At 72.6% G+C, this 22,089-nt stretch carries 17 protein-coding genes and 1 pseudogene; 12 read left to right on the top strand and 6 right to left on the bottom strand.

The window, feature by feature from the left end:
- Positions 1–624 (bottom strand): FHA domain-containing protein (locus tag ACWJ6R_RS09690; RefSeq protein ID WP_449061882.1); only part of this gene is annotated, 624 nt, incomplete at its 3' end.
- A gap of 181 nt (positions 625–805) precedes the next feature.
- On the opposite strand from ACWJ6R_RS09690, the gene ACWJ6R_RS09685 reads away from it, so the two are divergent.
- From ACWJ6R_RS09685 to ACWJ6R_RS09675, 3 genes are all read left to right on the top strand, one after another.
- On the top strand, positions 806–1,927 hold the full coding sequence (locus ACWJ6R_RS09685; protein ID WP_449061881.1) for a citrate/2-methylcitrate synthase: 1,122 nt from the start codon (positions 806–808) through the stop codon (positions 1,925–1,927).
- Positions 1,924–2,202, top strand: coding sequence for a DUF3017 domain-containing protein (locus tag ACWJ6R_RS09680; RefSeq protein WP_449061880.1), 279 nt, complete (start codon positions 1,924–1,926; stop codon positions 2,200–2,202). The genes ACWJ6R_RS09685 and ACWJ6R_RS09680 overlap by 4 nt, the downstream gene beginning before the upstream one ends.
- 133 nt (positions 2,203–2,335) lie before the next feature.
- Positions 2,336–3,550 (top strand): NADP-dependent isocitrate dehydrogenase, encoded by a 1,215-nt coding sequence (locus tag ACWJ6R_RS09675; protein WP_449061879.1) that lies wholly within the window; start codon positions 2,336–2,338, stop codon positions 3,548–3,550.
- A gap of 136 nt (positions 3,551–3,686) precedes the next feature.
- On the opposite strand, the gene ACWJ6R_RS09670 is transcribed toward ACWJ6R_RS09675, so the two are convergent.
- Positions 3,687–5,639 (bottom strand): WD40 repeat domain-containing protein, encoded by a 1,953-nt coding sequence (locus ACWJ6R_RS09670; protein WP_449061878.1) that lies wholly within the window; start codon positions 5,637–5,639, stop codon positions 3,687–3,689.
- Positions 5,636–7,453: a hypothetical protein gene (locus tag ACWJ6R_RS09665; RefSeq protein WP_449061877.1), complete on the bottom strand. Its 1,818-nt coding sequence runs from the start codon at positions 7,451–7,453 to the stop codon at positions 5,636–5,638. The genes ACWJ6R_RS09670 and ACWJ6R_RS09665 overlap by 4 nt, the downstream gene beginning before the upstream one ends.
- Positions 7,454–7,517: 64 nt before the next feature.
- Here ACWJ6R_RS09665 and ACWJ6R_RS09660 point away from each other — a divergent pair, with 64 nt between their 5' ends.
- Positions 7,518–8,054, top strand: coding sequence for a hypothetical protein (locus ACWJ6R_RS09660; protein WP_449061876.1), 537 nt, complete (start codon positions 7,518–7,520; stop codon positions 8,052–8,054).
- Between the two features lie 28 nt (positions 8,055–8,082).
- Here the strand turns inward: ACWJ6R_RS09660 and ACWJ6R_RS09655 are convergent, their stop codons facing one another.
- Positions 8,083–9,663: a hypothetical protein gene (locus ACWJ6R_RS09655; protein ID WP_449061875.1), complete on the bottom strand. Its 1,581-nt coding sequence runs from the start codon at positions 9,661–9,663 to the stop codon at positions 8,083–8,085.
- 278 nt (positions 9,664–9,941) lie between these two features.
- Here ACWJ6R_RS09655 and ACWJ6R_RS09650 point away from each other — a divergent pair, with 278 nt between their 5' ends.
- Positions 9,942–12,380, top strand: a complete 2,439-nt coding sequence (locus ACWJ6R_RS09650) for a protein kinase domain-containing protein (RefSeq protein WP_449061874.1) — start codon at positions 9,942–9,944, stop codon at positions 12,378–12,380.
- 122 nt (positions 12,381–12,502) lie between these two features.
- Here ACWJ6R_RS09650 and ACWJ6R_RS09645 read toward each other — a convergent pair whose 3' ends face one another.
- Positions 12,503–13,027, bottom strand: a complete 525-nt coding sequence (locus tag ACWJ6R_RS09645) for a PadR family transcriptional regulator (protein WP_449061873.1) — start codon at positions 13,025–13,027, stop codon at positions 12,503–12,505.
- 56 nt (positions 13,028–13,083) lie between these two features.
- Between ACWJ6R_RS09645 and ACWJ6R_RS09640 the strand changes: the two genes are divergently transcribed.
- From ACWJ6R_RS09640 to ACWJ6R_RS09630, 3 genes are all read left to right on the top strand, one after another.
- On the top strand, positions 13,084–14,541 hold the full coding sequence (locus ACWJ6R_RS09640; RefSeq protein WP_449061872.1) for an MDR family MFS transporter: 1,458 nt from the start codon (positions 13,084–13,086) through the stop codon (positions 14,539–14,541).
- A gap of 42 nt (positions 14,542–14,583) precedes the next feature.
- Complete coding sequence (locus tag ACWJ6R_RS09635; protein WP_449061871.1) at positions 14,584–15,561, top strand: malate dehydrogenase; 978 nt, start codon at positions 14,584–14,586, stop codon at positions 15,559–15,561.
- Between the two features lie 593 nt (positions 15,562–16,154).
- Positions 16,155–16,730 carry a hypothetical protein gene (locus tag ACWJ6R_RS09630; protein WP_449061870.1) on the top strand — a complete coding sequence of 192 codons (576 nt, stop codon included), beginning with the start codon at positions 16,155–16,157 and terminating at the stop codon, positions 16,728–16,730.
- A 74-nt stretch (positions 16,731–16,804) separates the two neighbouring features.
- Here ACWJ6R_RS09630 and galE read toward each other — a convergent pair whose 3' ends face one another.
- On the bottom strand, positions 16,805–17,764 hold the full coding sequence (galE, locus tag ACWJ6R_RS09625; protein ID WP_449061869.1) for a UDP-glucose 4-epimerase GalE: 960 nt from the start codon (positions 17,762–17,764) through the stop codon (positions 16,805–16,807).
- Positions 17,765–17,886: 122 nt separating this feature from the next.
- Here galE and ACWJ6R_RS09620 point away from each other — a divergent pair, with 122 nt between their 5' ends.
- The 4 genes and pseudogenes from ACWJ6R_RS09620 to ACWJ6R_RS09605 all read left to right on the top strand — a co-directional run bounded on the left by ACWJ6R_RS09620 (position 17,887) and on the right by ACWJ6R_RS09605 (position 21,323).
- Positions 17,887–19,269 carry a hemolysin family protein gene (locus ACWJ6R_RS09620; RefSeq protein WP_449061868.1) on the top strand — a complete coding sequence of 461 codons (1,383 nt, stop codon included), beginning with the start codon at positions 17,887–17,889 and terminating at the stop codon, positions 19,267–19,269.
- 14 nt (positions 19,270–19,283) lie between these two features.
- Positions 19,284–19,667 (top strand): annotated as a pseudogene (locus tag ACWJ6R_RS09615) (tryptophan--tRNA ligase); the annotation flags it as partial.
- Complete coding sequence (locus ACWJ6R_RS09610; protein WP_449061867.1) at positions 19,574–20,326, top strand: hypothetical protein; 753 nt, start codon at positions 19,574–19,576, stop codon at positions 20,324–20,326. The pseudogene ACWJ6R_RS09615 and the gene ACWJ6R_RS09610, both read left to right, overlap by 94 nt.
- 55 nt (positions 20,327–20,381) lie before the next feature.
- Positions 20,382–21,323, top strand: coding sequence for a YihY/virulence factor BrkB family protein (locus ACWJ6R_RS09605; RefSeq protein WP_449061866.1), 942 nt, complete (start codon positions 20,382–20,384; stop codon positions 21,321–21,323).
- Positions 21,324–22,089 lie beyond the last annotated feature (766 nt).

Raw genomic sequence — 22,089 nt, 5'->3', positions numbered from 1 at the left:
CGGTGAGGGCTCGGCGCCGCCGCCGGTCGCCCGCTGCGGCGGCACGACCGGGGTGGGCCGGACCAGCCCCAGGGCCACGACCTCGTTGGCCAGCCTGGTGCGCCGGTTGGTGCCCTCCGGGATGCGGAATTTCTGGTAAAGGCGGAGGAGGTGCTGCTTGACCGCCGCCTCCGTCACCACCAGATCGTCCGCGATCTCCCGTGCCGTGGCCGGGGCGACGAACGCCTCGTCCGAGAGCGCCGGACGGCACAGCGACGTCAGCACGTCCACCTCCCGCCTGGTCAGCTCCGGCGCCGCCGCGCGGCGGAGCTCGACCTCGGGGACGAAGTCCTCGCGCGGGACCCCGCCGATCCGGCCCCGCGCGGCGCCGAAGGAGACGACGTCGCCGTCGTCGAGGACCCTCCGGGCGATCGGCCTGCCGTTCACCCGCGTGCCGTTGCGGGACAGGCCCAGGTCAACGACGTACAGGTAGGGTCCGCGCCGGACGAATTCCGCGTGCAGCCGGGACACGCTCGGATCGGTGAGCCGGATGTCGACTCCCCGGCCTCGCCCGACCGTCGTGATCTCGGGGCGCAACGGGACCACCTCACCGGTGTCCTCGATGCGTATGAACGGCCCCTCCACGGCAGTTCCTCCCCAGGTAGCCCGCCGTAACTGTTACTACAGCTCCGGCTTACCCAAACGAGGGGATGCGGAATCTCCTTTGCCAGAAGCAGAATCCTTCGTGAAATTGGTCTGGACCTCTTGAAAAGGTTTCCCCTGCTCACGGGTAGACTTCCGAGGAAGATAAGCGGAGGAAACACTCATGGCGGACAAGCCCACCAAAGGCCTCGCCGATGTCGTAGCCGCGTCCACAGCGCTCAGTGACATCGACGGTCAGGCCGGTCGCCTCTTCTATCGCGGATACGACATCCACGATCTGGCCGGCCGTACCACCTTCGAAGAGACCGCCCACCTGCTGCAGTGCGGCACGCTCCCCACGCGGGAGCAGCTGGCCGCCTACAGCGCGGAGCTGGTCCAGGGGCGCACGCTCGGCGCCCTCGTCGAAGCCAACGTCACGGAGATCGCATCGAAGCAGGCGCCCATGGAGGCGCTGCGCACGCTGGTCTCGCTCGCCGGGGCGGACGATCCGGACAAGGATTCCAACAGCCCGGAGGCCAACCGGCGCAAGGCCGCCCGGCTGACCGCGCAGCAGCCGCTCCTGGTGGCCCGCTACCACGCGGCCAGGACCGGCGCGTCGATCCCGGACCCGGACCCGGCGCTCAGCGTCGCGGCGAACTTCCTGCTGCAGATCACCGGCCGCGCCGCCGACGCCCGCGCCGTCGAGATCTTCGACGCCTGCCTCGTCCTGCACGCCGACCACACGATGAACGCCTCGACGTTCGCCGCCCGCGTCTGCGCCGCGACCCTGTCGGACATGCACTCGGCCGTCGTCGCCGCGATCGGCACGCTCAAGGGCCCGCTGCACGGCGGCGCCAACGAGCAGGTCATGCGCACCCTGGAGTCGCTCGACCCGGGCGGCGTGGCGCAGGCCGTACGCGACAGGCTCGCGGCCGGCGAGAAGATCATGGGCTTCGGGCACCGCGTCTACAAGACCGAGGACCCGCGCGCCACGCACCTGCGCAAGATGTCGCGGGAGCTCGCCGAGGCATCCGGGGACGACACGTACTACCGGATGTCCAAGGAGATGGAGGAGGTCGTCTTCGAGACGAAGGGCCTCTATCCGAACGTCGACTTCTACGCCGCGACGGTCTACCACTACCTCGGCATCCCGACCGACCTGTTCACTCCGGTCTTCTCGGTCAGCCGCATGTCAGGATGGACCGCACACGTCATCGAGCAGCACGCCGACAACCGGCTGATCCGCCCGGACAGCGAGTACATCGGCGAGCGGGACCAGAAGTGGAAGCCGATCGGCGAGCGGTGAACGCGCGGACGACAGAGGATCGCTGGGGACCGTACCCGCTGGTGCTGGCGGGTGCGGTCGTCGCCGTGGCATGCGCCGTCCTGGTGCACGTCTACTGGGGCGGATTCGCGCTGGGCGCCGTCATCACCCTGGGCGCGCTCGCCAGGATGGCCGGGGCCGGCGGGCGGCTGGCCGTACGGAAGAAGGCGACGGACGTCGTGACGCTCGGGCTTCTCGGCGTCGCGCTCATGGCCGGCGCCCTCATCCTGGAGTTCAAGGACTACGTGCCCTTGTAGAAGTCACACCTGCATAAGTCGTCGGATGACCGGGTGGCCCTCAGGCCGCCCGCACCCGTCCGATAGCCTCAACGGCCAGTGAGCCTCAAAAGGACTGTCTGGCCCGTGTTAGTTCAGAAGGGGAACCACACGCATGCCCAAGATCAAGGTAGAGAACCCCGTCGTCGAGCTTGACGGCGACGAGATGACGAGGATCATCTGGCAGTTCATCAAGGAACAGCTGATCCTCCCCTACCTCGACGTCGACCTGAAGTACTACGACCTCGGCATCGAGCACCGCGACGCCACGGACGACCAGGTGACGATCGACTCCGCCAACGCCATCAAGCAGTACGGCGTCGGCGTCAAGTGCGCCACCATCACCCCGGACGAGGCGCGGGTCGAGGAGTTCGGCCTCAAGAAGATGTGGAAGTCCCCGAACGGGACCATCCGCAACATCCTCGGCGGCGTGGTCTTCCGTGAGCCGATCATCATGTCCAACGTGCCGCGGCTGGTGCCGGGCTGGACCAAGCCGATCGTCATCGGCCGTCACGCCTTCGGCGACCAGTACCGCGCCACCGACGTCAAGATCCCCGGTGAGGGCTCGCTGACGCTGACCTTCACCCCGAAGGACGGCTCGGAGCCGATCGAGCTCAACGTCTTCGACTTCCCGGGCGCCGGCGTCGCCATGGCGATGTACAACCTGGACGAGTCGATCCGCGACTTCGCCCGCGCCTCGATGCGGTACGGCCTGGCCCGCAACTACCCGGTCTACCTGTCGACGAAGAACACGATCATGAAGGCCTACGACGGGCGCTTCAAGGACATCTTCGCCGAGGTGTTCGAGACCGAGTTCAAGAAGGACTTCGAGGCCGCCGGCATCTCCTACGAGCACCGCCTGATCGACGACATGGTCGCCGCGGCGATGAAGTGGGAGGGCGGCTACGTCTGGGCCTGCAAGAACTACGACGGCGACGTGCAGTCCGACACCGTCGCGCAGGGCTTCGGCTCGCTCGGCCTGATGACCTCGGTCCTGATGTCGCCCGACGGCCGCACCGTCGAGGCCGAGGCCGCCCACGGCACCGTGACCCGTCACTACCGTGAGCACCAGAAGGGCAACCCGACCTCCACCAACCCGATCGCCTCGATCTTCGCGTGGACCCGGGGCCTGGCCCACCGCGGCAAGCTCGACAACACCCCCGCGGTGACCGACTTCGCCGAGAAGCTGGAGCAGGTCTGCATCGAGACCGTCGAGGGCGGCCAGATGACCAAGGACCTCGCCCTGCTCGTCGGCGGCGACGCCCAGTGGCTGACCACCCAGGACTTCCTGGCGGCCCTGGACGAGAACCTGAAGCGGAAGATGGCCTGACCGCCTTCCGGATCAGGGGAGGGGCGGCCTGACCGCCCCCCGGCAGCAACAGGAGAGGGCCGCCCGCCGGGCGGCCCTCTCCCGCTTTCCCCGCCCCTTCGCCCCCGTCCAGCCCGTTCGCCCGGATCCGGTGTGCTCACCGGAGGATCTCCAGCTCGCCGGTGGAGAGGGTCAGCACGCCGTACTCCCGCGTCGCGGTCCCCTCGGTCCTGACCAGGATCTCGTCCGAGGTGACCCAGCCCTGGAAGACCCAGTGGCGCCGGCCGCCGTACCGGGTGATGTCGGGCCGGACCTCGCGCCCGGTCGCGACGTCGATGATCAGCGGCGTCTCCTCGCCGCTCGGAGTGACCACCCTGCGCCCGTCGGGGGAGACGCCGGAGGGTGGACTGCCGGGCCAGTCGTCCGTGCGGACGGTCCGCAGGTGCTTCCCGGCGGGGCTGAGGAAGCGCAGCTCGCTCTCGTAAGGCCCGTCCTCATCGGCCGTGACCCGGTGGACCACCGGCCCGGTCGGCGTCCAGCCGATGAGGCCGTCACCGGGACCGACCCGGAACCGCGACCGCCGCCCCGTCCGGATGTCGGTGAGCTGGACCGGCCGGCCCTCCGCCGGCTGGAACGCCAGACGACGGCCGTCCGGGGTGAAGAAGAGCGCGAGCCGGTCCGAGAAGCCGGCATCGGGGTCGAGCGGGTCCGAGGCGGGGAGCGCCCTCCCGGTCTTCAGGTCGTGGACGACCAGTCGCAGGTCCTCCGTACGTCCGTAGGCCAGGTGGCGGCCGTCGCGGCCGACCGCGAACAGGCCGGGCACGGGCAGGGTCTCCGGCGAGGACAGGACCGGCACGGCGTCCGTCGCCAGGTGCCAGCGCTTGCAGGGGTCACCGGTGCACCCGGAGAGCACGCCCGGGGGCGGAGAGACGGCGGGCGGGCCGCCAGACGGCGCGGGCGGCGAAGCCACGGGCCTGGTCGCCGGGGTGCCGAAGACGATCGCCATCGAGGAGTCCGGAAGTGCATCCAGCACCTGGTGGATTCCGCCGGTGACGAGATTCACCAGGTGGACGCCGTTCTCGCCGTCCCGCAGCACCGCCCGGTCACCGGCCATGCCCTGGTGGCTCCAGGGAACCGGGGAAGCGGGCAGCCGGACGATCCGCAGGATCCGGCCCGACCGCACGCTCCTGACGGTGAGGACGTCGCCCAGGTCCGGGAAATCCGTGCCGTAGGCGTGGAACGCCTTCCAGTAGAGGCCGGCCGCGTGCTCGCCGTCCGCCGAGACGAGGGCGTGACCCCGGGTGACGTCGGAGTGCACGCCGGTGTGGCAGGCCTCGCCGGGTACACCGCGAAGGCGCGCGCCGTCCCGGCCGAAGACCGCCCACGGCCGGTCCTCCCCTTCGGAAGGACTCGTCTCCCCGCCGCGGCAGGGGACGCCGACGATCTCGCGGGCGTCACGGCCCAGGCTGAGGATCTCGCAGACGCCTTCCAGCCGGCTGACCAGCCCGGTCTCGAAGTCGGTGAGGTAGACCTCCGGTTCTCCGCCCAGACGGGCCGCGGAGAAGAACCGGCCGTCCTCGGAGACGCGCAGGTCGAGGCGGTCCTGTGCGGACAGGCCACCCAGCAGCCCCGGATCGAGCTCGATCCTCCGGCCGCTCGCGAGATCATGGGCGACGAAGTGCCCTCCGGTCGCGCTGAGGTAGGCGACCCGGCGGCCGTCGGAGCTCACCTGGAACGGAGCCCGGACCCTGTTCGGCCCGGCCTCGTCGGACAGGTACGAGACGGCGTCGGGTACCTCGATCCGCTGCAACCCCTCGCTCCCCCCGACCGGGCTCGCACCCGCGACGGGCTCTCCGGACCGTACGGCCAGCTGCCAGCCGGAGCAGCGAGGGGCGTGCGCCGGGCCGGAACCGTATGGGCACTGGTCCCACCAGGCGTAGCCGACGGTCACCGGGAGCGGCGGAGGCCTCCAGGGGCCGGTCAGCGGGCGGGGGTCGATCGGCCCGGAGTCCGGGCGGAAGGCCAGGGCCAGGCCGATCACCAGGCCGAGGACGGCCAGGACGGCGACCGCCCAGCGGTTCCGGCGCCACGGACCCCAGGGGGCCGTCACCAGGGGTGGACCTTGCCGATGACGGGGCTCCGGTGGCTCTCGACCAGGCCGATGCCCCGGGCCTCGGAGGTCTTCCCGGTGGTGGGATCGACCAATCGAAGTTCGTCGCCGTCGTCGTCGAGGTCGAGCCTGGCCAGGAAGCGGCCGTGCGCGTCCCAGCCCAGCAGCTCCGGGGCGTCGCCGCCATCGAGGAGCCTGGCCCGGATCTTCACCCGGCGCAGGGACTTCCCGGTGGCAGGGTCCACCGTCACCGCCTCGCCGCGCTCGGTGAGGACCAGCACGCGGCGCCCGTCGGGGAAGAGCCCGGCGGCCGGAGCCGGGTCGAAGGGCGCCCTCGTACGCACGGCGCCGCTCTGGTCGACGGTGACCAGCTCGGTCCTGTCGCCCTCAGGCAGGGTGACCGCCGTGAATCCTCGCGGGCCGACGCCGAGCACCCGGGCGATCCCGGGCACCTCCACGCCCCGGCCGCCGTCGGTGCTCACCAGACGGGTCGTCCCCGTCCCGGGCCCGGCGGTGGTGAGGGCGGCGTGGCGGCCGTCGTGCGAGAGTACCGGGACCGGGAGCTCGGTGTCGGCCAGCGGCCCGGTGAGGTCGTGGCGGGCTCCGGTGCGCAGGTCGTGGTGGACCATCCGCCGGGTCCGGGCGTGCAGGTAGACGGCATGGAAGCCGTCGCCGCTGAGCGCGAACGGCGCGGGGTGCGGCAGCGGGCCCTGCTTGCCGGCGAACGTCGCGGCCTGCAGGGCCATGATCGAGCTGCCCGGGTCGTCGGGCCCCTCGTCTACCGAGAACAGCTCCCACGCCGTGCACTTCCGGAAGGTCAGGCGGGTTCCGCACTCCGGCAGCGCCGCGTGGGCGATCGGCAGGGACGAGGTCTCCTCCCTGCCCTGGGGAGCGCTCCAGGTGACGGCGTCGGGAGAGCGCGGGGGCGGGACGGACCAGGCGAGCACGGCGCCCAGCGCGACGGCCGTGGCGACCGCCGCGAGGGCGGTCGCGGGAGCCGCCCACCGGTGCTTCCGGTGCGTGCGCGGGACGGGCCGCCACGAATGGGTGCCCATGGCCAGGGCGACGAACGGCACCACCAGGCTCACGACGAGGAGGAGCGCCCCGAGCGTGTTCGGCGGGTCCGACGGGATGCTCCGGAAGCCGCACCACAGCGCGGCGACCGCCCCTCCGGCCGCCAGCGCGTGCGCGGACCGGGAGCGGGCGGCGATCTCCGTCGCCACCTGGTCGGCCGGCTCATCGGGCAGCGGCCGGATCCGCAGTCCTCGGAGCAGGACCGGTACGGCCGTCACCACGGCGGCCGTGGCCGTGATCCACAGCAGGGCGGCGGCGTCCGTGCCGGGCGCCAGGGACGTGCCGGGTGTCACGGAGGTGCCGGGTGTCAGCGACCGGGCGACCGCCCCGTAGACGGCCAGCGCTCCCGCGGTCACCGCGCTCGCGGCCCACAACAGGGTCAGCACCGGAGGGACGAGCCGCAGGCCGAGGTCCCCGCGCCCGGACGGCCTGGCCCGTGCCAGCCGTACCTCCGCCACCAGGACGCCGGCGAACCAGCCGAGGAAGACCGGGAGCGGACGGAGCACGATCGACTCGGCGGTGAACCCGGCGAGGACGACGAGCAGCCCGAAGACCAGGCCGAGCGAGCGCCAGCGGCGGGTGACCCGGATGTAGGTCAGGACGCGGTCGCCGTTGGACGGGGTGAGCACGAGGCGCTGACGGAGGGCGAACCGCTCGATCTGCTTCGGCTCGACCTGATCCATGAGCGGCGGAACGACGGCCAGGGCGATCGGGGCGAGCACGAGCGCGATCGAGAGCACGGTCCCCCTTCCGTCCGAGCCGGAAATCTAACATGATCAATTACCGGCGGGTAAGGGGACTGCGGTGATTTCCAATCATGTCCTGGCACAGTGGGACTCGAAGGCGGGGGCGCTCACCCCGCGCGACCGGCGCCGGTTCGCGGTCGCGGGCTGTGTGGGCCTGGTCCTGGTCGTCGCGGGCCTGCTCGCCTGGAACTCGGGTGCGCTGGCGCCCCGGCTCTCGGCTCTCGGGAGGGGGAACGCCCAGGGGGAGATGCGGAAGGACGGCCTCGGACGGCCTGAACTGCTGCTCGTCAAGGAGGAGAGGGTCGTGGTCAACGACGGGTACCTGCCGGTCACGGTCACGGCCGTGTCGGGGTCGAGTCCGGGGTTGACGCTGCGTTCCGCCGGTGTGCACCTCCCCCAGGTGATCGAGCCGGGGGAGACGCTGCCGCTGACGCTCGCCTACGCCGTCACCGACTGCGGGACGGCCTCCGAGACGATCGATCTGCGGGTCCGGGTGGATCGGTGGTGGGGGACGGCGGAGGCGGGCGTGCCCTTCGCCGAGGACACATCGCCGTGGATCAGAGGACCGGTCACGTCCGTCTGCGACCTCGGGTAGTCCGCGCCGTCCGCTCCGCGTCGGCGGGTCAGCGGTCCGCGGCCGCGCCGATGGCGATCCGGTCGTCGGCGGGGAGCCCGGCCAGGCGGTGCATCCGGCCGCTGCGCACGTCGACCCGGTAGAACCCCAGGATGTCCCGGCTGGTCCGGCCGGTCAGCTCGACGACGACCTCGCGGGCGCTCAGCCAGTGCACGGCCTCGGCCGAGACGGGCTCGCCGAGGGCGGGCAGCGGCAGGCGCTTGACGGTCCGCCGGGAGGCGGCGTCCACGATGTGGAGGCTGTCGTTGCCGGGCTCTCCGGAGACGGCGGCCGCGGCGTACTTGCCGCCGGGGGAACCCGTCCAGCCGGGGTGCTGCTCGTCGAGCCAGTCGGCGGACCTCTCCACGGGCGTCGTCTCCCCGGCGGGCACGGGCGCCGTCGAACCGGTGGCGAAGTCGGTCCGGAGCCGCCGGTCGGCCAGGCGCACGGTGAAGTGGCGGCCGTCCGGGGAGACGGCGACGGAGGTGCTCTTGAGGTCGGCCGGGGTGAGCGCGGGGGACAGGTAGCGCTTCGTCCCGCTCGGCAGGTCGTGGGCGACGTACCGGAGCTCCGCCGCGCTGAGGTAGGCGAGGCGGCGGCCGTCCCGGCTGACGGCCGGGCGGAGCTCGCGGCCGCCGTCGCCGTACCCCAGGTCCTGGACCGCGTCGGGGACGTGGAGCGTGGCCTTGCAGGGCCTCGGCTCGCAAGCGGCCTTCGAGGCGCCGGGATCGCCCTTCGAGGGGCGGGCGGAGGCCATCGCCAGGGTCCAGCCCGAGCAGCGGACCTCGCCCGGGGCGGGTGTCGCGGGGCGGGTGCCCCGGCACTCGCCGGGGACCGCGTAGCGGATCACGTAGGACGTGCGCGGCGCCTTCCAGGCGGCGGGTACGGCGGGCTGCGCGGGCCCTCCAGCGGAGGGCGAGGCGGAGGGGGACCCGGGGGCGGACGGCCCTGAGGAGGCGGTGGCGGCCTGCGGGACCGCGGCGGAGGCGCCGGAGTCGCGGTCGCCCGCCGCCAGCGCGGTGGTCCACACCTGGCCCTGCGGGGTCAGCGTGACGATGAACCCGACCAGCAGGGTGAGGACGGCGGCCGTCAGCAGGACCCTGCGCCTGCCGCGGCGGCGCAGGTCCGCCAGCGACCGGTCGGACAGGTCGGGGACGGAGGCCTCGCCCGCCTGCGTGGCGAACCGGTTGACCAGGCGCTTGCGGTCCCCCTTGGTGAGGGCGTCGAGCGCCTCGGTGAGCTCCGACTCCACGGTCTCCACGGGCAGGCCGAGGACGTCGGCCATCTCCTCGGGCGTCCTGCCGTCGTGGAGGCAGGCGACGGCGACGAGGCGGCGGCGAGGCGGGAGCCGTACCAGGGCGGTGGCGCCGGCGGCGGTCGGCCTGCGGAGGAAGGCGCGGTAGAGCGCGGTGTGGGCGTGCGTGGCGGGGTTCTCCCACGGGGTGGGGGGCCAGGCCAGTCCCACGGTGCGATAGGCGCGCAGGGCCAGCCGGATGGCCTGCTCGTGGCTGCCGGTGAGCAGGAGTCCGGTGCCGACGAGGGAACGCTGATCGCGCTGGACGAAGTCGCGAAAACCGATGTATCGGCGCATTGGGCCTTACTCCGCATGGTTGGGGAGATCAAACGGTAGCGATCCAGGTAGCCGGAGCGCCAAATCGGGACGATTGTCAATAGTCGGCCGGTTGGAAGAGTACCGGTGCGTCCCCGTCCGTGCGTCCTCGTCGGTGTCGCCCGATCCGGGAGCCGGTCCCGGATCGGGGCGGTGGAATCGGGCGCGGTGAGGTCACGTCGGGGTAACGCGGAGGGATGGGCCCCCGTCGGGCCGTAAAGTTTTTCCCATCGGAGCCGGGCCAGACCGTAGGGACGAAGATGCCGCAGATCGAGCCACTGGGAGCGGGGGAGCCGCGCCAGCTCGGCCCGTTCCGCGTCGTCGGGCGGATCGGGGAGGGCGGTCAGGGGGTCGTCTACCTGGGGACGGACGACGCCGGGGAGCGGGTGGCGATCAAACTGCTGCACGTGAAGTTCTCCGGCGACGCGATCGCCAGGTCGCGGTTCGCGCGCGAGGCGCGGGCGGCGCAGCGGGTCGCCTCGTTCTGCACGGCGGCCGTCGTCGCCGTCGACCTGGAGGGCGACACCCCCTACATCGCCAGCGAGTACATCGAGGGCAGGTCGCTGCGGCAGGTCGTGGAGGCCGACGGCCCGCTCAGCGGCGCCCCGCTGCAGCGGCTCGCGGTCGGCACGGCCACCGCGCTCACCGCGATCCACCACGCCTCGATCGTGCACCGGGATCTCAAGCCCGACAACGTGCTCATGGCCGCCGACGGTCCCCGTGTGGTCGACTTCGGCATCGCCCGCATCATCGACTCCACCGGGACGATCACCAGCCGGGCCGTCGGGACCCCCGCCTACATGGCTCCGGAGCAGATCGCCGGGGACGACGTCGGACCGTACACCGACGTGTTCGCCTGGGGGGCGACCATCGCGTTCGCCGCGAGCGGTGAGACGGCCTTCGCCGGCGACTCCATCGCCGTCGTGCTGAGCCGCATCCTCACCCAGGAGATCGACGTCGGCATGATGCCGGAGCCGCTGCGCGGCACGGTCCGCGCGGCGACGGCCAAGGATCCCGCGGCGCGGCCCTCGGCCGACCAGATCCTGCTGCGCCTGCTCGGTCATCCCGAGGCGGGCGACGTCTCCCCGGCGGTGCTCACCCAGGGCGTACGGCTCGCCAGCCCGGCGGCGGCCCCCACGGGGTCCGGCTGGGAGGCGGGGGGCCGCCCGGCGGGTGGGACCGGGTCGGCGGGGCCCGACCCGGCGGAGGGCTCCTCCGGGACCTCGGACGGGGACGGGGAGGCCGGTGAGGCCACCAGCGTCATGCGCGTCCCCGGTTCGCGCCCGCAGCCGCCCGCGGTCCCGTCCACCGGGATCCGTGATCCGCGCTTCGCCGCGCCGGATCCGTCCACCGGGGTCCGTGACCCGGGCCTCCGGTCTCCGGCGGCCGAGGGCGGCTCCCGCGATCCCCACGCCCGGCCGACCGGCCCGTCCACCGGGATCCGTGATCCGCGCTTCGCTCCGCCGGATCCGTCCACCGGGGTCCGCGATTCCTCGCCGGTCCCGCCGCCGCCCGCCCGGCAGGACCGCGCCACGCAGCCGTCCGCCTCCGATCAGCCGGTGCCGTACGCCCCTGACCAGCCGGTGCCGTACGCGTCCGAGGGGTCAGCGCCGTACGTCCCCGACGCGGCGACGCCGTACGCGTCCCACCCCGCGGGGCCGTACCACCCGTCCGGTCCCTCCGGCGCCGGGCGGTTCGATCAGCTGCCGCCTTCGGACGGCGGGCCACCGAGTTGGCAGGCGACCCGGCCCGTCCCGCTGGAGGCGCCGAGGGCTTCGAGCGCCCCCGGACGGCCGCGCCGGGCGCGCTGGATCGCCCTGGTGGTGGCCGTGCTGCTGATCGGGGGAGCGGCGACCGCCTACGCCACCGGCTGGCGTCCGTCGTTCCTCACCGGGACCGCTTCCGGACCCGGCGCCGAGCCGACCGGCGAGCCCGGTACGGAGAAGGGCGACTCGCTCGTGGACCGGGCGGCCGTGACGAAGCGGCTCACCGTCGGGATGCGGGACTTCCTGCCCGGCATCGCGCTGCAGAGCGGCGGGAGGTGGACCGGTTTCGAGGTGGACCTGGCCACCGAGATCGCCAAGGAGCTGGGGGTGCCCGCCGACGGCGTCACCTTCCAGGCCACCCGCCTGCAGGACCGGCCGGGGCTGCTGGCGAGCGGAGAGGTCGACCTGGTCATCGCGACCTATCCGATCGACGAGGACGGCGACGTCACGTTCGCCGGGCCGTACTACCTCGCCCACGTGGACGTGCTCGTCAAGGACGACTCGCCGATCGTCTCCCTGGCCGGGCTGGAGAACCGGCGGCTGTGCGCGCCGGCCGGGAGCTCCGCCGTGGGCGTGGTGCGGGACGCGGTGCCCAGCCTCAGACCGGTCTCCGCAGGCAACTACAGCGAGTGCATGAACAAGCTGCTGGCCGGAGAGGTCGACGCGGTCCCGGGCGACGACCTGGTGCTGGCCGGGTACGCCGACCCCGCGCGGGAGGCGACTCCCAAGAGGGTGCTCGGCCTGAAGCTCACCGACGAGCGCTACGCCGTCGCGCTGAAGAAGGGCGACGAGCGCGCCTGCCGGGCCGTCCGGGCGGTGATCGCGGGGCTCTACGAGAAGGGCAGGATCAAGGAGATGCTCGACGAGCACTTCCCGGGCGTCGACTTCCCGACGCGGGAGGACGCGCAGCCCGCGATGGCCGACTGCGGCTGACCGGCCCGACCGGCTGACCGGCCCGACCGGCGGCCCGGTCGGCTGACCGGTCCGATCTGCTGACCGGTCCGACTGCGGCCGCCGCCGGCCGGCCCGGCCACGGCCTCGGGAGGCGGCCGGGGCTAACCCCGGGCGGCGTGCTCGATCCGGTCGGCGGTCTCCTCGGCCCAGTCCCGCATCATCCGCAGCTGGCGGATCCCCAGGTCCAGGGCGTACCTCCCGAAGTGGGAGCCCTGTTCCCGCGGCTTGGACGCCTCCACGGCCTCCAGTTCGGCCAGCCTGGCACCGTAGACTCTCGCCTCCCTGCGGAGCAGCGCCACGGACTCCTCCGGCTCCAGCAGGGGCAGCAGGAAGGAGCGCAGCGCGCCCTCGTCGCGGACCGGCCGGAAGTCCTTCTCCGTCGCCAGCCAGCCGTGCAGCAGCCGGTACCCCTCCTCGGTGACCGTGTAGGTCTTCCGGCCGCGCGGTCCCTCCTCACCGACCGTCACCAGGCCGTCGGCGGCCATCTTGGCGAGCTCCGGATAGATCTGGCTGTGTCCGGCGTGCCAGGCGTAGTTGATCGAGTTCTCGAAGCGTTTCGCGAGGTCGTAGCCGCTCGCCGGGCCTGACGCCGTCAGCAGGCCGAGAAGCGCCATGCGCAGGGACATGTCCTCCATCCTAGCCGCGAATTGACATGTCAAAAATGACATATCAATATCTACACGTGGCTACTGACATATCGACTCCTCCCGCGGAGACCCGCTCCGGCAGCGGGCTGCTGCTGTTCGCCGTGCTCGGCGGGATGTTCCTGGCGATGCTCGACCAGACGATCGTCGGCACCGCGCTGCCCCGAATCGTCCAGGAGCTGGGCGGCGCCGACCTGTACACCTGGGTGGTCACGGCCTACCTGCTGACCTCCACGATCACCGTCCCCCTGTACGGCAGGCTCTCCGACGTCTACGGCCGCAAGCCGCTCCTGATCATCGGTGTGGGGCTGTTCCTCGCCGGCTCGGCGCTGTGCGGCGCGGCGCAGGACATGACCCAGCTCATCGCCTTCCGGGGCCTGCAGGGACTCGGGGCCGGCGCGCTGCTCCCGCTCTCGCTGGCCCTGGTCGCCGACCTGTTCCCACCCGGCCGGAGCGGCCGGGTGCAGGGCGCGCTCGGCGGGGTGATGGCGCTGAGCTACATCGCCGGGCCGTTCCTCGGCGGGGTGTTCACCGACACGGCGGGCTGGCGCTGGGCGTTCCTGGTCAACCTGCCGATCGGCCTGGCCGTGCTCGCGATCGTCGTGGCACGGCTGCCGCACACGGCCGGGCAGGGCCGCGGCGCCCGTCCCGACTACCTCGGCATCGCCGTGTTCACCGGGGCGATCGGGGCGCTGCTCGTCGGGCTCACCGAGAAGGGCCGGGGCGACCAGGCGTGGACCGACGCCCCGGTGCTCTGGCCGATCGCCGCGGCCGCCGCGGGGCTGGCGCTGTTCGTCCTGGTCGAGCGGCGCGCCGCGGAGCCGATCATCCCGCTGGAGCTGTTCCGCGACCGCACCTACGCCCTGGCCAACGCCGCCTCGTTCCTCACCGCCTTCTGCCTCTACGCCGGAGTGGTCTTCCTGCCCCGCTACTTCCAGGAGGCCCTCGGGCTCAGCGCCACCGAGTCGGGCCTGCGGATCTACCCGCTCATGCTCGGGATGGTGGCGGGCAGCATGGTCACCGGCGCGCTCATCTCCAAGACCGGGCGGTACAAGCCCTGGCTGGTCGCCGGTCCTTTCCTGATCGCGGTCGGCGGGCTGCTCTGCGCCGGTCTGGCGACCACCACCTCAGGCCTCGCGCTGGCCGGCTGGATGGCCCTGCTCGGCCTGGGTATGGGGCCCATGCTGTCCGGGCTCACGGTGGCGGTCCAGTTCGCGGTCCCGCCGCGCCTCATCGGTACGGCGAGCGCGAACCTGACCTTCTTCCGGCAGATCGGCGGCTCCGTCGCACTGGCCCTGGCCGGCGGCCTCTACACCGGGGTCGTCCGGGACGAGGTCGCGCTGCACGGGCCGGAGGCGGCGCACGCCGCCGCGACGGCCGCCGTCGTCCCCTGGCTCGCCGTGGCCGGGGCCGTACTCGCCCTGGCGGCGCTGCTGGCACTGCCCGGCGGGCGAATCGGGGCACTCGCCGGAGGGCCGCCCCGGCCCGCGGAGTAACATCCCCAGCGTCAGAATTCATCCTTCGAGTGGGGGAAGGTCATGGCCCAGACTCCCGTAAAGGTCACCGTCACCGGCGCCGCCGGTCAGATCGGCTACGCGCTGCTGTTCCGCATCGCGTCGGGCCAGTTGCTGGGCGCTGACGTCCCGGTCAAGCTGAGCCTGCTGGAGATCCCGCAGGCGGTGAAGGCCGCCGAGGGCACCGCGATGGAGCTCGACGACTGCGCGTTCCCGCTGCTGAGCGGCATCGAGATCACCGACGACCCGAACGTCGCCTTCAACGGGGCGAACGTCGCGCTGCTGGTCGGCGCCATGCCGCGCAAGGCCGGCATGGAGCGCGGCGACCTCCTGGAGGCCAACGGCGGCATCTTCGGCCCGCAGGGCAAGGCCATCAACGACAACGCTGCCGACGACATCCGCGTCCTCGTCGTCGGCAACCCGGCCAACACCAACGCCCTGATCGCGCAGAAGCACGCGCCGGACGTCCCGGCCGAGCGTTTCACCGCGATGACCCGCCTAGACCACAACCGCGCGCTCTCCCAGCTCGCGGCCAAGCTCCAGGTCCCGGTCACCGAGATCAAGAAGATGACGATCTGGGGCAACCACTCCGCCACCCAGTACCCCGACCTGTTCCACGCCGAGGTCGGCGGCAAGATCGCCGCCGAGCAGGTGGACGAGGCCTGGCTGCGCGACACCTTCATCCCGACCGTGGCCAAGCGCGGCGCCGCGATCATCGAGGCCCGGGGCGCGTCCTCGGCGGCCTCCGCCGCCAACGCCGCGATCGACCACGTCTTCGACTGGGTCAACGGCACCGAGTGGACCTCCGCGGCGATCCCGTCCGACGGCTCGTACGGCGTCCCCGAGGGCATCATCTCGTCCTTCCCGGTCGCCTCGCGCGGCGGCAAGTGGGAGATCATCCAGGGTCTGGAGATCGACGCCTTCTCCCGCGAGCGCATCGACGCCTCGGTGCGCGAGCTGGTGGAGGAGCGCGACGCCGTCCGCGCCCTCGGCCTGATCTGAGCGTGACGCCGCCCGCGACCCCGAGCTGATCTGAGCGTGACGCCGTCCGCGCCACCGAGCTGATCGGGTCGTGACGCCGCCCGCGCCCTCGGCCTGACCGGCCGGGCCGCGGGCGCACGGCAGGAGCCCCGGACCGTGCGCTTGGTCTGGGGCTCTTTCGCGTCACATGCCCCGGTGATGGCGGAGCCATGACGTGTCGGTCGGCCCGCAGATCATGATCAACGCGTTCAATGATCACTGATCGTCGGGGGAGCGGTGTTGAAGGTGCATGGTGCGGCGCGGGTCGTCGCCGGAGTGATGGGTCTGGTCCTCGCGGGAGTGCCGGGAGCGGCGACGGCGCGGGCCGCGGATCCGGGGACGGCGCAGGTGAGGGCCGCGGAGAAGAGGACGGCGCGGGTGGGGGCCGTGGATCCGGGGGCGGCTCCGGCGGCCGGCCGGACCGCGTGGGGCGGGGCGTACCTGTCCGTGCGGATGGAGGCGTCGCCGCGGCGCGCGCGGCCGGGGCGGCGGCTGGTCTACCGGGTGCGGGTGCGCAACTCGGGGCCGGGCGCACGCGGTGCTGCCCGTGCTCACCGTCCGGCTGGCCGAAGGCGGTGCGGATCCTCTACGTCGACGTCGCGGAGTGCCGCCCCGGCCGGGCGGCGGGCGAGGTGGTCTGCGCCTCCCGCAGGGACGTGCCGGCGGGCGGCGGCGGCGAGGTGACGATCACCGGGATGGTCCGGCCGGGCGCACGCGGCCCGCTGCGGGCCACCGCCGCGCTCTCCTCCCAGGTCGTGGACGACGACGAGACCGACAACGCGGTCCGCACGGTGACCCCCCTGGGCCGGGGCGCCGACCTGTCGGTCCGGCTCTCGGGCGGGGGTCGCGTGGGCCGGACCGCCACGGTGGACGCGCTGGTCGGCAACCGGGGGCCGGGCACCGTCCGGGACGCGCTGCTCGTCCTGCGGTCCGGGCGGGCCCGCATCCTCTCGGCGGACGGCGGACGCTGCCGCTCACGCGCGGGCTACACGGGCTGTGCGCTCCCTGCCGTCCGCCCCGGCGCGCGGCTGCGGCTCAGGTTCGTCCTGCGCCCGCACGGCCGTACGGCGACGGCCAAGGCGACCGTCTACTCGGCGCGCCTGGGTGATCTCCGCCTGCGCGACAACGCCGACCGGCTGCGGACACGCTGAGGGAGCCCTCCCCGGGGAGCCGGGACGCCCTCCCGGGGGAAGGGGCGCCGGACGACCGGTTCAGCGGGGCGGGTTCAGCGGGGCAGGGCCGCCCAGGCGTCGGCGACGATGTCCCGCAGCTCCGGGTGCTCCGGCTTCCAGCCGAGCTCCCGCTGGATCTTCTCGGAGGAGGCCACCAGCACGGCCGGGTCCCCGGCGCGGCGCCCGCCGACGACCGCCGGGATCGGGTGCCCGGTCACCTCGCGGCAGACCGACACGACCTCCTGGACCGAGAAACCGCTGCCGCTGCCCAGGTTGTAGACCTTGTGCTCGCCCGGCGCGCAGGCGTCCAGCGCGAGCAGGTGGGCGCGGGCCAGGTCGGACACGTGGACGTAGTCGCGCACGCATGTCCCGTCGGGGGTCGGGTAGTCCGTGCCGAACACGTTGACCGACTCGCGCTGCCCCAGCGCCACGGCGAGGACATTGGGAATCAGGTGGGTCTCGACGGTGTGGCGCTCGCGGTAGACCCGGCCGTCGGCCGCGGTGTACGCGCCGCCCACGTTGAAGTAGCGCAGGCTGACCGGGGCCAGGCCGTACATCCCGGCGAAGGCGGAGAGCGCGGTGTCGACCGCGAGCTTGGAGGCACCGTAGGGGTTGGTCGGGCGGGTCGGGTCGGTCTCCACGATCGGGGAGCGCTCCGGCTCGCCGTACGTGGCGGCGGTGGAGGAGAACACGATGCGGCCGACGCCGGCGGTGCGCATGGCGTCCAGCAGGGCCAGGGTGCCGCCCAGGTTGTGCGCCCAGTAGAGCCCCGGCTTCTCCACGGACTCGCCGACCAGGGACTTGGCGGCGAAGTGCAGCACGCCGTCCATCCCCTCCAGCGCGGCGGCGGCGTCGGTGATGGAGCCCCGCACGAAGCGCGCGCCGGGCGGCACCGCGTCGGCGTGGCCGGTGGAGAGGTCGTCGAGCACGGTGACCTCGTGGCCGGCCTCGGTGAGCTGCGCCGCCACGACGCTCCCGATGTAACCGGCTCCCCCGGTGACCAGCAGTTTCACGGATCCTCCTGTTTGATGGTGTTCGAAGATGTTTATTTATGTAAGCCTATCGCCAGCATATGCTGGCTCATCCAATATCGGCGACGGCCGGAACGGGCGGCGGCCATGACGGAGACGGTCTCGTGAACAGTGTCCTGGCCAACATCGCGCTGGTCCTGCTCTTCGTCCTGATCGGCGGGTTCTTCGCGGGCGCGGAGATGGCCATGGTCTCCCTCCGGGAGAGCCAGGTGCGCAGGCTCGACGCGCGGGGACGCAGGGGGGCCAGGGCCGCGAAGCTCGCCCGCGATCCCAACCGCTTCCTGTCGGCCGTGCAGATCGGCGTCACCGTGGCGACCATGCTGTCGGCGGCGTTCGGCGCCGACACCCTCGCCAAGGACCTGGTGCCCGTGCTGACCGGCTGGGGCGTGCCGGCCGCCGTCACCGCCCCCGCCGCGCTGGTGCTGGTGACCCTGGTGATCTCCTACTTCTCCCTGGTGCTGGGCGAGCTGGCGCCCAAGAGGCTGGCCCGGCAGCGGGCCGAGGGGCTCTCCCTCCTGGTGGCGCCGCTCCTGGACCGGGTGGCCGCGCTCTCGCGGCCGGTCATCTGGGCGCTGTCGAAGTCCACCGACGGCGTGGTCAGGCTGCTCGGCGGCGACCCCGAGGCGGACCGGGAGGAGATGTCCACCGAGGAGCTGCGGGACATGGTGGTCGGCCACCAGGAGCTGGACGAGGACGAGCGCAGCCTGATCGCGGAGGTCTTCGCGGCGGGCAAGCGGCAGCTCCGCGAGGTGATGCTGCCCCGCACGGAGGTGGAGTTCATGTCCGTCGACACCCGGCTCGCCGAGGCCGCCGTCCTGGCCGCCGCCATGCCGCACTCCCGCTTCCCCGTCTACCGGGACTCCTACGACGACGTCATCGGGTTCGTGCACATCAGGGACCTGCTCGACCCGGTCCTGACCGGGTCGATCGAGCCGATCGGCGAGCTGGTGCCGATCCGGCCGGTCAAACTGGTGCCCGCCAGCAAACGGGTGCTGAACACGCTGTCGGAGATGCGCGACGAGGGGCAGCACCTGGCGATCGTGGTGGACGAGTACGGCGGCACGGCGGGGATCGTCACGCTGGAGGACCTGGTCGAGGAGCTCATCGGCGACATCCGCGACGAGCACGACGTCACCGGCGAGCCGGCGGTGCTGCCGGCCGGGCAGATCGAGCTCGACGGGCTGGCGAACCTCGACGAGGTGGCGGGCGAGACCGGCATCCGGCTTCCCGACGGGCCCTACGAGACCCTCGGCGGGTTCGTGATGGCGGCTCTCGGCCACCTGCCCGCGCTGGGGGAGCGGGTCGAGGTCCCCGGCTTCGAACTGTCGGTCACGGAGATGGACGGGCGCAGGGTGGCGCGGGTGCTGATCGAGCACCGCCCCGAGGAAGGCCCGGTCAACCCGGATCTTCCCCCCGATTCCGGATCGGCGCCCGCGGATTCCGGCGCGGCTTCCGCGTCGGAGTCCCCGAGCACTCCCGGCGCCTGACAGAATTGGCGACTATGGCCAGTCCCCGTGTCCTGTCCGGAATCCAGCCCACCGCCGACTCCTTCCACCTGGGCAACTACCTGGGTGCCGTGCGGCAGTACGTCACGATGCAGGAGGGCTACGACGCCTTCTACTGCGTCGTCGACCTGCACGCGATCACGGTGGACTACCAGCCCGAGGCGCTGCGGCGGCGCTCCAGGATCGCCGCGGCCCAGCTCTTCGCCGTCGGCCTGGACCCCGAGCGGTCCACGGTCTTCGTGCAGAGCCACGTGCGCGAGCACACCGAGCTGGCCTGGGTCCTGATGTGCCTCACCGGCATGGGCGAGGCCGGGCGGATGACCCAGTTCAAGGACAAGTCCGCCAAGTACGGCGAGAGCTCGGCCGGGGTCGGCCTGTTCACCTACCCGATCCTGCAGGCGGCCGACATCCTGCTCTACGGGGCGAACAAGGTCCCGGTCGCGCCGACCAGAAGCAGCACCTGGAGCTCACCCGCGACCTGGCGCAGCGCTTCAACCACCGCTTCGGCGAGACCTTCACGCTGCCCGAGCCGTACATCGTCAAGGGCGTCGAGAAGATCACCGACCTGCAGGAGCCGACGGCCAAGATGTCGAAGTCGTCCTCCTCTCCTGCGGGCATCCTGGACCTGCTGGAGCAGCCGGGGCCGCTCCGCAAGAAGGTCATGCGGGCCGTCACCGACACCGGCACCGAGATCGCCTTCGACGAGGAGAACAAGCCGGGCATCGCCAACCTGCTGCGCATCCTGTCGGCGCTGACCGCCACGCCGATCCCCGACCTGGAGGCCCGCTACGCCGGGCAGGGCTACGGCACCTTCAAGAAGGACGTGGCCGAGGCCGTCGTGGAGACCTTCACGCCGATCCGGGAGCGCACCGAGAAGCTGCTCGCCGACACCGACGAGCTCGACAGGATGCTCGCCGCCGGCGCCGCGCGGCCGCGCGGTGGCCGCCGAGACCATGGCGAAGGTCCGCGACCGGGCGGGGTTCCTCCCCGCTCCCTGAGCGGTTCCCCCGCTCCTCGGCGGTTCCTCCCCGCTCCCTGAGCGGTTCCCCCGCTCCTGAGCGGTTCTCCCGCGCCCGCCGGGTAGGAAAAGCGGCGTGACGGGTCTGAGGGAGCGGATCAGCGCGCTGCGCGAGCGGGGCGGGCACGAGATCAAGACCGACCGGATCAGGTGGCCCTGGCTGGACCACCTGATCCGCACGGTGCAGCGTTACCAGATCCAGTCGGGCGACCGGCTGGCCGGCGCGGTGACCTACTTCGCCTTCCTGTCCTTCTTCCCGATCATCGCGCTGGCCTTCGCGGTCGCGGGCTTCCTCCTGTCGGAGCGGCCGAACGCCGAGGACACGCTGCGCAAGGCCATCGACGAGTACCTCCCCGGCCTGGCCGCCAAGCTCCCGATCGACCAGATCGCCGACGCCCGGACCGGCGCGGGCATCGTCGGCCTGCTGGGCCTGCTCTACGCCGGTCTCGGCGCGATCGACGCCCTGCGCGGGGCGCTGCGCGAGATATCCATGACCACCGAGCCGCCGCTCGGCTTCCTGCCCGGCAAACTCCGGGACCTGGCGGCCCTGGTCCTGGTCGGCTTCACGATGATCCTCTCGGTCGTGGTCGGCGGTGTCGCCACGCAGGCCAGCGGGATGGTGGCCGGGTGGCTGGGCCTGGCGGAGTCGTTCGCCGGGACCGGCACGATCTGGCTGGCGGGCCTGGCGGTCAGCGTGGCGGCCGACACCGTGGTCTTCCTGATCGTGCTGGGCTGGCTGGGCCGTTCCGCCCAGCCGTTCCGGGTGGTGCTGCGCGGCGCGCTACTGGGGGCGGTCGCCTTCGGCCTGCTCAAGCAGCTCGCCGCGTTCCTGCTCTCGTTCACCCTGAACAACCCGGTCTACGGGGTGTTCGCGGTGATGGTCGGCCTGCTGATCTGGATCAACTTCTCCGCCCGGGTGGTGATGTACGCCGCGGCCTGGACGGCCACCGCCTCCCTCGGCCCGCCGCCCGAACCGACCCCCATGCCCGGCGGGGACAGGCTTTCCAGCCAGGGCTGAACGGCTCGGGCTTCGGCGGGGACTTTTCGTGGGGTTCGGGCTTGGGTTGGGGCTTTTCGTTTCGGGCATGGTCGCGCTCTGCGGGCCGGTGGTCCAGGCGGCCGTCGCAGTGACCGTCTGGTGGGGTCAGGCCTCCGGCCTGGCGGGCGCGCGGGGTTCGGTGCTTTATACGCCGCCTGGACCACCGGCCCGCGCCGCGCTCCTCGTGCCGCGCCGTACGGCGTGCGGGCCGTATGGATGCGGCCCTTTCCCGGACGACCGGCGTGCCCGCCGTCGCTGAAGCCATCGGCCCGCTGCTGTCCGGGGTGCTCGCCGTCGCCTGCGGCCACCCTGTCGGGAAGGAGCTCAGGGCCGCCACCGTAACCCGCTCGTCGTACGGGCCGTTCGAGCCTGATCTCCGTAGACGCACCCGCCGTACGGCCGACCGAACCGGGTACCGGAGATCGCGCATTCGTTTCCACCCCGAGGGCGGTCGCTCGCACCGTCCTGACCACGGTTCCCCACGGGAGGATCTCTTCCCGTCCCCGGTGCCCGGTGCGGGCCGGCCGTACGGCGGGCCCGGGGATCAGGCGTACGGCGGGGAAGACCGGCGGGGCCACGGCGAGCGACCCTGAGCTCCTTTCCGACAGGATGGCTTCAGTAGCGGCGAGCGGCCCTGAACCGGATCCGAAGCACGAGCCGTTCAGGCTACGAGCGGCGGCGGCGGCCGTACACCAGCCAGGCGGCGCCGCCGAGCAGGGCCGCGACGGCGGCCGCGGCCGCGTAG

The organism is Planomonospora algeriensis, assembly GCF_977012225.1.
Note: the sequence above shows the minus strand (reverse complement) of the source record. Positions and strands in the feature narration are given on the sequence as shown.